Genomic DNA, 11,109 nt, shown 5'->3' on the forward strand with positions numbered 1-11,109 from the left:
GGCGTCGGGGACGTCCCTTTGATCGAGTGATCGAGCTTGCTCTAGGGGGACTTCGTTCGGGTTGCAGACAGACCGGGGGTGGATATGCGATGGGGTCGATCGGGTTGGGTTGGCTGGGCGCTGGTCGGGGTGGGTGTCTTGGCGGGAACCCCTCTCCCCACGCCGCTCGGGGCCATCGGTAATTACGAGATCGAGATCAAAAAGACCGAGCGGACCTTGCTGCTCAAGAACGGGCCGCGCATCCTGAGGAGCTATCCGATCGCCTACGGGCACGGGGGACCGGGAGACAAGCATCAGGCCGGGGACGGGGTCACGCCGGTCGGCAGCTACCGCATTGTCAAGATCAAGAACAACAGCCGGTTTCACACCTTCCTGCACCTCAACTACCCGAATCTCAAAGACGCCTTCCTGGGCCTCCGCGATCAGGTGATCTCGGAGCCGCAGTTCTTCCAGATCCTGGGTGCGCTCCGCCACCAGGACATCCCCTTGCAGAACACCCCGCTCGGCGGGGCGATCGGCATCCACGGGATCGGTGAGATCACCGAGGAGAAGCTCCAGATCCACCGCACGACCAACTGGACCAAGGGGTGTATCGCCGTCACCAACGACGAGATCGACGACCTCATGCACTACATCGGGGTCGGCACCAAGGTCGTCATCAACGAATAGCTGAACTGCGATTGGGGCGTCGGCGCCCGTGGCGGGCGGTCCGACGTCCACAGCGCTTTGCTCCGCTACCCGCGATGGGACAGAATGAGCGGCATGTGGCGGGCATCGACCGGCAATGCGTGCCGCTTGGCTTTTGTCCTCGGTTTCCTTGCGGCTCAATGCGTCCAGGGTCTGCAAGCGGCCGAGGTCGTGCGGCACAGCTGCGCCCAGCCAGGGCCCGATAGAGTCGAGTGTGAGTATCGCCTGTCGATCCGGGGCCACGCCCCGACAGTGACGGCGAAGGTTGCGGACCTGGATCTGCCGCCGCCCTTGCACCTCCCTTACCCCTATGGCCAGAGCGTCACCGCGCTCCTCATCGTCATCGATGTCGGCGCCCTCGAGCGACCGGACGGCGGGAGCAGGATCCCGGCGCATATCGAACGCATCCTGGCTGCGGTCAAACCCCATCACCGCGTGGGCGTGGCGACCTTCGATGCCCAGCCGCGGTTGTCGCTGCCGCTCGGGGCCAGCGCAGAGGACATCGTGACCGCGGTCCAGACGCTGACTCGGGAACCGAGCCCCGTCGCGCTGTCACAGGACGCGATGGCGGCTATACGCAGCCTCGCCGCTTCCCCGGCGGCCCGCAAGGCCATCCTGTTCTTCGGCGACGAATCGGCCAACCCGGATGCCTACTACCACGAGAAGCTCATTGCCGCGGCCCGCGATGCCCAGGTCCTGGTGTTCGGCGTCGTCCACCCGAGCACCGATCCGATGGCGCCGGCCTTGGAGGCGCTCGGCCAACTGGCGAAGGAATCGGGCGGCGATCTGGTTATCGCGCGGGCACCCGACTACGAATTGCCCCAAGCCTTCGCCACCGATCCCTTCGCGGCCATCGACAGCGGGGGCCGCCTCAGCATCGATCTGACCCCCGCCATCGGCGCGCGCCTGACCGGCCCACAGACCCTGACCTTGAACGTGGCGGCCGGGGGCCAGGCACTGGAGGTCGAGGTCCCGGTGACCATCGGCCCGCCCACCCCGCCGCCACCACCAAAAGCCAAGGCTGGCGCTGCGAGGGTGGCGCAAAGCGGCATGCCGCCGTGGATCTGGCTATCCGTTCTGGCAGCGGCGTTCTTTGCCCTCAGCGCCATCCTCTTCATCCGCACACGACGCCGCAGCGTGGCGGACTCACCCAAGACCGGCCCGCCCGCGGCGCGTGCCTATGTCACACGCTCGGACGGGGACGCCGGCCGCCTCCTCGTGGCGACGACCCCGTGGCGCATCGGACGCGGCAAGGACAACGAGCTGGTGTTGCGTGACAACTCCGTGTCGCGACACCACGCCGAGATCGTGCGCGACGGCAGTAGCCGTTTCGCCATCAAGGACCTGGATTCCCTGAACGGCGTGTTCGTCGACAACAAGAAGGTTCAATGGACATCGCTGTCCGATGGTGCGCAGATCGATATCGGCGATCTGCGCCTGACGTTCTCGACCGACGGCGGATCGGCGCCCCCCGAGCCGGAGCCCGAGGGCGGCGCCCCCACCGAGACCAGGACCGGGTAATCGAATGATCCCGACTACCGGCCCTCTGCCGCCTCCCATCGCAATGCCCAACCGGGCTCCCCGGGCCCGGCCGCGAAGGGCTCGCACACCCAAAGCCCGGCCACCGCCGCGAGTTGATCGCCGAGATAAACGAGCGGTAGACGATCGCGCCGCCAGGGGGGGATGCCGGCCTCCTGGAAGAGGTGCTTGAGCGGGCGCGTGTGGGGCTTGCCGGTGGGCCGGCAGCGTTCGCCGCCCCTTCGCCAGCGCACCGTGACCGTCCCGGGCCGGCATAGCGCTTGTTTGAGCCCGGCGCCGACCGCCGCCTCGGCATCAAGCACCCCGCAGGGCAGCGCCAAACGCTCGCGCGGGTCCCAGGGAAACACGTGAACGGGGTCTAGCGCGACCAACGCGGGCATCGCATAGACGGCATCGCGGTAGCGGCGCACCTCCACGCCGGACCACGAGACCCGCGGTTGCCGATCCCGAGCGGCGTCGAGGAAAGGCCCGGCCAGCTCTCGGAGCCGGCTGGCGGGCGGTAGGGGGAGCCCGTCCGTGCGCAGCCAGGCGCGCAGGAGATTGCGGCGCCGTGGCAGCGACAGCGCGCGCAGGGCGCTCTGCGAGAGCGCCCCCTCGCACCCGCGACGCACGCCCTGCAAGTCCTCGGAGGCCATCGCGTCGAGGCAGGCCGCCGCGTCCGCCTGCCGATCCGCCACCTGTGCCAAGGTTCGGGCGATGGCCGGCCAGCGCCGTCCCAGGATCGGGATCACCTGATGGCGGAGGATATTGCGCTCGAAGCGGGCGCTATCGTTGCTCGGGTCTTCGATCCACCGGAGCCCGCGGGCTACGGCGAATTCGCGCAGGGCCCGGCGCGGGAAATCCAGGAGCGGCCGGCAGAGCCACGCGCCTTCCCAGGGCGTGCAGCGCGGCATGGCGGCGAGTCCGTGGGGTCCTGCGGAGCGCAGGAGTTGCAGCAGGACCGTCTCGGCCTGATCGTCGCGATGGTGGCCGGTCAATAAGGCATCGCCCGCCCCGACGACCCCTTGCAACGCTTGGTAGCGCAGCGTGCGCGCGTAGGCCTCGGGGCTCGCACCGGGCGGAGCGTGGGCATCCATCCGGAGCGTGTACAGCGGCACCCCAAGCCCCGCACAGGCCTCTGCACAGAACGCCGCCCAGGTGCCGGAGTCCGGGTGCAGTCCATGGTCCACATGCGCGGCCCAGAGCGGTGCATCGAGAACCGCACGGAGCGCGGCCATGGCTTCGAGCAGCACCCGCGAGTCGAGACCACCGCTCACGGCCACCCAGTAACACCGGGTTTCCGGCACGTCGCGAAGGACCGCCAACAGCCGCTGGGGTGAAAACGCCGGCACGCCGACCGCGAGCTTTTGTAAAACCTGGGGTGGGGCTCGACCGGGGTGGCTACTTACCGTCCTTGACGTGGCCGATGGCCATGAGGCGGTCGTAGCGCTTGCCGAGCAGGGCCTCGAGGTCCAGCGCCGACAGGGCCGTGAGCTGATCGGTCAGGACCGTCTTGAGCCGGGCGGCCATCTCATCGATGCCCCGGTGCGCCCCACCCAGGGGCTCGGGGATGATCTCGTCGATGAGGGCCAGCTCCAGCAAGCGCTTCGAGGTCATCCCCATGGCCTCGGCGGCCTTCTCGGCCATATCCGAGCTCTTCCACAAGATGGACGCGCAGCCCTCGGGCGAGATCACCGAATAGGTGCCGTACTCGAGCATCAATACCCGATCCGCGACCCCGATCGCGAGCGCGCCGCCCGAGCCCCCCTCGCCGATCACGGTCGCGATGATCGGAATGCGCAGGCCGGCCATCACCAAGAGGTTGCGGGCAATCGCCTCGCTCTGGCCCCGTTCCTCTGCATCGATGCCGGGAAAGGCGCCGGGGGTATCGATGAAGGTCAAGAGGGGCAGCCCGAACTTCTCCGCGAGGTGCATCAACCGCATCGCCTTGCGATAGCCCTCGGGGCGCGGCATGGCGAAATTGCGTTGCAGGTTCTCCTGGGTATTGCGGCCCTTCTGGTGGCCGATGAGGGCCACCGCCCGACCGTCGAGTTGCGCCAGCCCACATACGATGGCGGGGTCGTCTCCGAACGCGCGATCGCCGTGCAACTCGTGGAACTCGGTGCACATCCGCTTCACGTAATCGAGGGTATAAGGCCGTTGCGGGTGGCGCGCAAGGCGCGAGATCTGCCACGGGGTCAGCGACGCGAATACGGACTCGGTGAGGTCCTTGGAGCGTGCCTGGAGGCGCTGGATCTCTTCGGTGATGTCGATCGCCGATTCGCTGCTCAAGAGCCTGAGCTCCTCGATCTTGGCCTCGAGCTCGGCGATGGGCTGTTCAAAATCCAGGAAATTGAGGTTCATCGGCCGAGACTACGTTAACGCGCCGCGGCATCGCGACGCAACCGCTTCGTGCCCGGAGGGACTGTACTCGCGCCGTTGCCATACCACCGGGGGGATCCAGGATGGAGACGGCCCGGGGCGGACACAGGGGTTCGCCTTGCTATACTGCCGGACGGGATCTCATGATGACGACTCTGTGTGCGGCAAGACCTCTGCGCCGACCGTTGATACACCGGACGGGCCGCGGCCTGAGGGAAAGAGGTAAGCATGCCCCCGGCCTTTCGTCCGGCCTGGTGGCTGCCGGGTCCCCACGCCCAGACCATCTGGGCGGCGCTCTATCGCGTGCCCCCGTCCGTTCCGCTCACGCCCGAGCGCCTGGAGCTGTCCGATGGCGATTTCATCGACCTTGGCTGGACCCCGGAACCAGGGCCGGGGATCGTGGTGGTCCTGCATGGCCTGGAGGGATCGGCGTACTCGGCCTACGCGCTCGCGACCCTGGCCGCGGTGCGGCGCCACGGCTGGCAGGGGGTGATCATGCATTTCCGCGGCTGCAGCGGGATGCCGAACCGCCTGCCGAGGAGCTACCACTCCGGCGAAACCGGGGATCTCGGTTTTCTTATCGAGACCCTGCACGCCCGCCACCCGCACCTGCCGCTGTGCGCGGTCGGTTACTCGCTGGGCGGCAATGTGCTCCTGAAATACCTGGGCGAGCGCGGTGACTTTGCCGGGCTCGCGGGTGCGGTCGCGGTCTCGGTGCCGTTCGAGCTCGACAAGGCCGCGCGACGCATGGAACGTGGCTTCTCGCGCCTCTACCAGCGGTTCCTGGTCGGGAAGCTCCGGGCCAAGACGGCACACAAGTTCGCGGCCATGCCGAGCCCCATAGATCTACGCCGTCTCGCAGCCCTGCGTACCTTCCGGGCCTTCGACGGGGCCGTGACCGCCCCACTGCACGGGTTCGACAGTGCCGAGGACTATTACGCGCGTTCCAGCAGCCGGCAATTCCTGCGCGACATCACCACGCCGACCCTGATCCTGCACGCCAGCGACGATCCCTTCATGACCCCCGACGCGGTCCCGACCCCCGCCGAGCTCGCGCCCAGCATCCACCTCGATCTGCAGGCCCACGGCGGGCATGTAGGCTTCGTGGCCGGCAGCGTGCCGGGCCGGCCGCGCTACTGGCTCGATGAGCGCATCCCGGCGTTCTTGAAGACCGTGCTGCCCAGCCGGTAATATCGCCCAATGCGATATTACCCGTTGGGTCCTGTCGTCGAGCGCGATCGTCTCGCGCCTTCTTCTCCCACCCATTCACCCAAGAGAAACTTCATGCCCAGCACGCGCCTGATCAACCTCGGACTGTTCCTGGGCTCGGCCGGGCTCTTATGGTTCGGGTATTATCTGGAGTGGGTCCGGGGTCTTGAGCCGTGTCCCCTATGCCTCATCCAGCGACTGTTCTTCGCCCTGATCGGCATCGCCGCCCTCATCGCCGTCCTGCATCACCCGGGGCGCCTGGGAACGATTCTCTACGCGGGCCTCAGTGAGCTCTTCGCGCTCGGCGGGGGTCTCACGGCGGGCCGGCAGGTGTGGCTACAGCAATTACCGAAGGACCAGGTGCCGGAATGCGGACCGGGGCTGGAGTATATGCTCGAGGCCTATCCGCTCGGCGACGTCTTGGCCAAAGTCTTCCATGGGAGCGGTGAGTGCGCGGAGATCGGCTGGAGTCTTTTCGGTTTGTCGATAGCCGGGTGGGCACTCCTAAGTTTCGTCCTAATCGCGGTGGTGAGTGCCGCCGTCGCGGTCCGCCACGCAACGAGCCGTTGACTTGTGGGCATGCCTTCTCTCATCCGGATCAATCCAAGAGGGCTGCGGCGGCTGATCGAGAGCCTCGCCACACCCGAGGCCCTCGGTCATCCGGTCGAAGACCTCGAGGTGGTGGAAACCCACATCTCCTGTGTGCTCCTGGCCGGCCCTTTCGCGTATAAATTCAAGAAGCCCGTCGATTTCGGGTTTCTAGACTTCTCGACGCTCGAGCAACGCAGGTTCTATTGCGAGGAGGAGCTCAGGCTCAACACGCGCCTCGCCCTCGAGCTGTATCTGTCGGTCGTGGCCGTGACCGGGACGGTGGATAGCCCTCGCTTCGGGGGTTCAGGCGCCCCCATCGAATACTGCGTCAATGCGCCGCTTTCCGCGCGCGGCACAGCTCGACCGGGTGCTCGCGCGCGGCGAGCTCACGGCGGGGCTCATCGAGGCGCTCGCGAGATCGATCGCTCAGTTTCACGCTCGGGCCGAGTGCGCCTCGGCCGACTCGCCCTATGGGAGCGCCTCCAAGGTCGGCCAATATGCCTTGGAAAACTTCACCCACATCGGAACCGGTCCCGCGGAGATCGACTCCCGGGCCGAGCTGGCATCCCTCCGCGCCTGGACCGAGACCCAGCTCGAACGGCATCGTGACCTCATCGAGGGGCGCAAGAGGCACGGGCGGGTGCGGCACTGCCACGGGGACCTGCACCTGACGAACATGGTGTCGATGGGCGGGGAGATCGTGGTCTTCGACGGCATCGAATTCAATGCCGCGCTGTCCTGCATCGACGTCATGAGCGAGATCGCCTTTCTATTGATGGACTTCGATGTCCGCGAGCGGCCCGATCTCGGTTCGATCTTTCTCGACCGTTATCTGGAAGAGAGCGGCGACTACGAGGGCCTGCCATTGCTGGATCTGTACCGCGTTTACCGTTCGCTGGTGCGGGCCAAGGTCGCCTATCTCGAGCATCAATCCGGGGGCGAGAAGGCGGTGTGTCTTGCGCGCTACGAGCGGCACCTCGCGCTGGCCGGGCGCTATGCGGAGCCGCGTCCTGCGGGCCTCATCGTCCTCACCCACGACGGGGTCTCCGGCGCCGGCAAGACCATGCACAGCGCGCCGCTCATCCCGCGGCTTGGGGCACTACGCATCCGCTCGGACGTCGAGCGCAAGCGCCTGGCCGGTCTATCGGCCGAGACGAAGACCGAAAGCGCCGTGGTGGCCGGGATGTACGACGCGGCGATGACCGAGCGCACCTATGAACGACTCAAGGACCTCGCCGGCATCGTGAGTGGCTGCGGCATTCCGGTCATCGTCGATGCCACCTTCCTGGCGCGCGCGCGGCGTGAGGAGTTCGCGGCGCTGGTGAGATCGCTCGGTGTGCCGTTGCAGATCCTGGATTTTCAGGCCGGCGAGGCGACCTTGCGTGGGCGGATCCGGCAGCGTGGTGGGGACGGGCACGATGCCTCCGAGGCCAACCTCGCGGTGCTCGATCACCAGCTCCGTGGCCAGGAGCCCTTAACGCCGCACGAGCAGGCGCTGACGCTTCACTGGGACACCGAATGCCCCGGCGAAGCCGCGCCGGTCGCCGCAGAGCTCGAGCGGCTCACGCCTCGCCGGCCCACTCGCTGACGCGGGGCCCCGGTTGATCTCGCATCCCTGGGCTGGGCCGCATTTCCTTTGACCCGGATCAACTTCGCGTGCGTCGTTTTGAGTAGAATGCCGGGCGATTCTGAAAAAGTACGGCTTGGCCGGCTGTCACGTCCACGGGCCGCGGCGCGGGCCCTTTCGGAGGCGGAACACCATTGCTCATGCGAGGAGGATCTCATGCTTGCCATCCATCGTATTCTCTGTCCAGTGGATTTTTCCGAGCCTTCCGCACGCGCCTTGGAGTACGCTTTGGCGCTGGCCGAGCGGCTCGGGGCGCAGGTCGATGTGGTCCATGTCTTCCAGTTTCCGACCTTCGCGGTCGAGGACGGCGCCGTGGCGCTGCCCCCTTATCTGCAAGAAGACCTGTCGCAGCGGCTGCGCGAGCGGCTCGAACAGTTCGTCATCGAAAAGGCCGGCGAGGGGTCCAAAGCCACCGCCCATGTGCTCGACGGCGTGCCCTATATCGAGATCATGGAGGCCGCCAAAGGGCAGGATCTCATCGTCATGGGCACCCATGGGCGCACCGGGCTGTCGCACCTGTTGTTGGGGAGTGTGGCAGAGCGGGTGGTGCGCAGTTCCGAGGTCCCGGTGCTGACCATCCGCTCGACGGGCTCGCCGTGATGCCCTGATGGAACGCCTTCGCTCGCGACGGTTTTTTTTCACAGACTCTGATGGAATAGTGGCCTCCCCGTCCTGGCACGCGCTCGCGCTGCCGGAGGTGTGCGAGCACCTGTCGGCAACCCCCGCCGGGCTCGGCAGTGCAGAGGCGCGCCGGCGTCTGCTCGCGATCCCACCCAACCGACAGACCTCCTGATCTCACCGATCATGCGATGAGACCAGTTCGAAACGAGGCGCAGCTCGCTGCTTGGAAAGAGTAGCTCGGTCCGGTTTGAGCGCGGCGCATCGATAGCGGAAGGCGTCATCGGAACTCTCGTTGGCGACTGCATGTAAGCGGACCGTAAGCGTCTTGTCCTTGGCATTGGGCAAGAGGTCGATCGCCGAGCGGTAGACGGCCCGGAGCAAAACTTCGCGCATCGTCATAGCGGGCCAGATTCTCGCGCAGTGTTTTGCGCCATCGCCGTCTCGGCGGAAGCTTGGCGCCTCGGGCCGGCGTTCAGACACCACGGCGCCCCCGGCAACGTCACCGTGGCCGGGTATCACCCATCGGCCGGGTCCCAGTTTCGGCGGCGCGGCTGATGGGGCGACGCCCACCATCGCCGCCCGTCGATCCTGGCGCGGGAGCCGTATTCCGCCCGCGTGTACCGAGCGCCGGACACCCGCCACTGCAGCGACACCTGGCGGTGTCTGGCAAACGCGCTGGGCGCGACTACGCCGCGGCGTCCGCCCCTGGACCGTCGAACGGCGGACAGCCCTATTGCCCGGCGTCGCCATGCCGGCCGGGCATGATCGCTATGCGGCTGATCAACCGATGACGGTGATTCAGTTGCCTGCCGGTCCGGCCGATAGTTCCGCCTGGCTTTTGCGACGTTTGATCAACGACGGGAGGTAACAAGGCCATGAATCACGAAGCGAGCTTCGCGGGGGTACGGATCCTGATCGCCGACGACAGCAACACCATTCGTCGTAGCGCCGATGTCTTTCTACGCAAAGCGGGGTGCGAGGTGATGTTCGGGGAAGACGGGTTCGATGCGCTCTCGAAGATCCCCGGCTTCAAACCGGACCTCATCTTCGTGGATATCATGATACCGAAGCTGGACGGCTACCAGGTGTGTGCCGTGGTCAAGCAGAACCCACGGTTCCAGGATACCCCGGTCGTCATGTTGACGAGCAAGGATAACCTCTTCGATCGTGCTCGCGCCAGACTGCTCGGCGCCAACGATTATCTGACGAAACCCTTTACCCGCGAGAGCCTGCTCGGCGCCGTGTCCGTGCATGTGCGCGGGTCTGCTACCCCGGTTTGACAGGAGACCTCATATGACCATCAAAAACATCCTCGTGGTTGACGATTCGCCGACCGAGCGTGCCGCGCTCGCCGAGATTCTCGCCAGGAATAATTTTGCGGTCACGATGGCCGAAAACGGCGAAGAGGCCATTACCAAGGCCAAGGAGCGCAAACCGGATCTGATCTTGATGGACGTCGTGATGCCGGGTTTGAACGGCTTCCAGGCGACCCGCACGCTGTCGGGAGACGCAGCCACCAAACACATCCCGATCATCATCTGTACCACCAAGGGACTGGAGACCGACAAGGTCTGGGGCCTTCGCCAGGGAGCCAAGGACTACGTCGTCAAGCCGGTCAAGCCCAACGAGCTGATCGCGAAGATCAACGCGCTGTCCTGAGTCGATGAAAAACCGGACACGCCTTCTGGTGTACCAGCAAGAGCTGACGGAGCGGCTGCGGGCCAGCGCTTCGGCACCGATCGCGACCTCCCTGCTCGGCGTCCAGGTAGCCGACGAGGATGGTTGATCGATCTCCGCGATGCGGGGGAGATCCTGTCTCTGCCACCGCTCGTTCCGACCCCGTTGACCCGACCGTGGTTGCTCGGGATGGCGAATGTTCGAAGCGCGTTCTTCGGGATCGTGGACTTTGCGCACTTCTGCGGCCATGACCCGACCCCCATCACCGCGCAGAGTCGGGTCGTTTTGGGCGGTTCGAAGCTCGGCCTGCCGTTCGGTCTCCTGGTCTCCCGCATCCTGGGTCTCAAGCGGCCCGAGCAGCTCGAGCGGCGATCGGGCCAGGCGGACGGTGTCCCATGGATCGTGGCGGAGTATCGCGATGTCGCCGGTCAGCCTTGGAAAAGGCTCGATATGCCTGGGCTGGCACTGCACGCGGAGTTTCGGCACGCCGCCCTGTGAATAACTGCAAGTACGCGATCCGCTCCCGATCGGATCCCTTAAGCCACCTATAAGTAGTCGAGAAACGGTATGGCAACTCCAGCAATAGCCCTAGATCTCGCCGCGGGACCGAGACCCGCGGTTACCGGCAACAAGACCACCGAGCCTCACTGGTTGATCGGCAGCGGCAACCCATAGGTAAGATCTTATAACTATATGAGTTATAAAGATAACAAATGCGTGGAACTTTTAGGGCTCCACCCGATCTGATCAACTTTATCGGCAAATCAAGATGATCGGGGAGGGGAGGATGGAACGAG

The 11,109-nt window shown here is 65.9% G+C and carries 11 protein-coding genes; 9 read left to right on the top strand and 2 right to left on the bottom strand.

All coding sequences use genetic code 11. From position 1 onward, the window contains the following. Positions 1–84 precede the first annotated feature (84 nt). Positions 85–669, top strand: coding sequence for a L,D-transpeptidase (locus M3461_02180; protein ID MDQ3773254.1), 585 nt, complete (start codon positions 85–87; stop codon positions 667–669). An 84-nt stretch (positions 670–753) separates the two neighbouring features. Continuing rightward, positions 754–2,208 carry an FHA domain-containing protein gene (locus tag M3461_02185; protein MDQ3773255.1) on the top strand — a complete coding sequence of 485 codons (1,455 nt, stop codon included), beginning with the start codon at positions 754–756 and terminating at the stop codon, positions 2,206–2,208. Between the two features lie 14 nt (positions 2,209–2,222). Here the strand turns inward: M3461_02185 and tilS are convergent, their stop codons facing one another. Beyond that, positions 2,223–3,557, bottom strand: coding sequence for a tRNA lysidine(34) synthetase TilS (gene tilS, locus M3461_02190; protein ID MDQ3773256.1), 1,335 nt, complete (start codon positions 3,555–3,557; stop codon positions 2,223–2,225). A gap of 49 nt (positions 3,558–3,606) precedes the next feature. Then, positions 3,607–4,569, bottom strand: a complete 963-nt coding sequence (locus M3461_02195; GenBank protein MDQ3773257.1) for an acetyl-CoA carboxylase carboxyltransferase subunit alpha — start codon at positions 4,567–4,569, stop codon at positions 3,607–3,609. A 246-nt stretch (positions 4,570–4,815) separates the two neighbouring features. Here M3461_02195 and M3461_02200 point away from each other — a divergent pair, with 246 nt between their 5' ends. The 7 genes from M3461_02200 to M3461_02230 all read left to right on the top strand — a co-directional run bounded on the left by M3461_02200 (position 4,816) and on the right by M3461_02230 (position 10,810). After that, positions 4,816–5,778, top strand: a complete 963-nt coding sequence (locus M3461_02200; protein ID MDQ3773258.1) for a hydrolase — start codon at positions 4,816–4,818, stop codon at positions 5,776–5,778. 93 nt (positions 5,779–5,871) lie between these two features. Further along, on the top strand, positions 5,872–6,366 hold the full coding sequence (locus M3461_02205; protein ID MDQ3773259.1) for a disulfide bond formation protein B: 495 nt from the start codon (positions 5,872–5,874) through the stop codon (positions 6,364–6,366). A 352-nt stretch (positions 6,367–6,718) separates the two neighbouring features. Beyond that, positions 6,719–7,975 (top strand): AAA family ATPase, encoded by a 1,257-nt coding sequence (locus tag M3461_02210; GenBank protein MDQ3773260.1) that lies wholly within the window; start codon positions 6,719–6,721, stop codon positions 7,973–7,975. A 195-nt stretch (positions 7,976–8,170) separates the two neighbouring features. Then, positions 8,171–8,614: a universal stress protein gene (locus M3461_02215; GenBank protein MDQ3773261.1), complete on the top strand. Its 444-nt coding sequence runs from the start codon at positions 8,171–8,173 to the stop codon at positions 8,612–8,614. Positions 8,615–9,510: 896 nt separating this feature from the next. Then, on the top strand, positions 9,511–9,915 hold the full coding sequence (locus tag M3461_02220; protein MDQ3773262.1) for a response regulator: 405 nt from the start codon (positions 9,511–9,513) through the stop codon (positions 9,913–9,915). A gap of 19 nt (positions 9,916–9,934) precedes the next feature. Next, the gene (locus M3461_02225) at positions 9,935–10,294 is read left to right on the top strand and encodes a response regulator (protein ID MDQ3773263.1); all 360 of its coding nucleotides are present in this window, start codon (positions 9,935–9,937) and stop codon (positions 10,292–10,294) included. 123 nt (positions 10,295–10,417) lie between these two features. Beyond that, on the top strand, positions 10,418–10,810 hold the full coding sequence (locus M3461_02230; protein MDQ3773264.1) for a chemotaxis protein CheW: 393 nt from the start codon (positions 10,418–10,420) through the stop codon (positions 10,808–10,810). Positions 10,811–11,109 lie beyond the last annotated feature (299 nt).

The sequence above is a fragment of the Pseudomonadota bacterium genome, from assembly GCA_030860485.1.
GTDB lineage: Bacteria > Pseudomonadota > Gammaproteobacteria > JACCXJ01 > JACCXJ01 > JACCXJ01.

Bases quoted from the DNA above. Each gene is read 5' to 3' on its own strand.
- M3461_02200 (MDQ3773258.1), top strand. From the start codon at position 4,816: ATGCCCCCGGCCTTTCGTCCGGCCTGGTGGCTGCCGGGTCCCCACGCC.
- M3461_02210 (MDQ3773260.1), top strand. From the start codon at position 6,719: ATGCGCCGCTTTCCGCGCGCGGCACAGCTCGACCGGGTGCTCGCGCGC.
- M3461_02205 (MDQ3773259.1), top strand. From the start codon at position 5,872: ATGCCCAGCACGCGCCTGATCAACCTCGGACTGTTCCTGGGCTCGGCC.
- M3461_02215 (MDQ3773261.1), top strand. From the start codon at position 8,171: ATGCTTGCCATCCATCGTATTCTCTGTCCAGTGGATTTTTCCGAGCCT.
- M3461_02180 (MDQ3773254.1), top strand. From the start codon at position 85: ATGCGATGGGGTCGATCGGGTTGGGTTGGCTGGGCGCTGGTCGGGGTG.
- M3461_02185 (MDQ3773255.1), top strand. From the start codon at position 754: ATGAGCGGCATGTGGCGGGCATCGACCGGCAATGCGTGCCGCTTGGCT.
- M3461_02195 (MDQ3773257.1), bottom strand. From the start codon at position 4,569: ATGAACCTCAATTTCCTGGATTTTGAACAGCCCATCGCCGAGCTCGAG.
- M3461_02220 (MDQ3773262.1), top strand. From the start codon at position 9,511: ATGAATCACGAAGCGAGCTTCGCGGGGGTACGGATCCTGATCGCCGAC.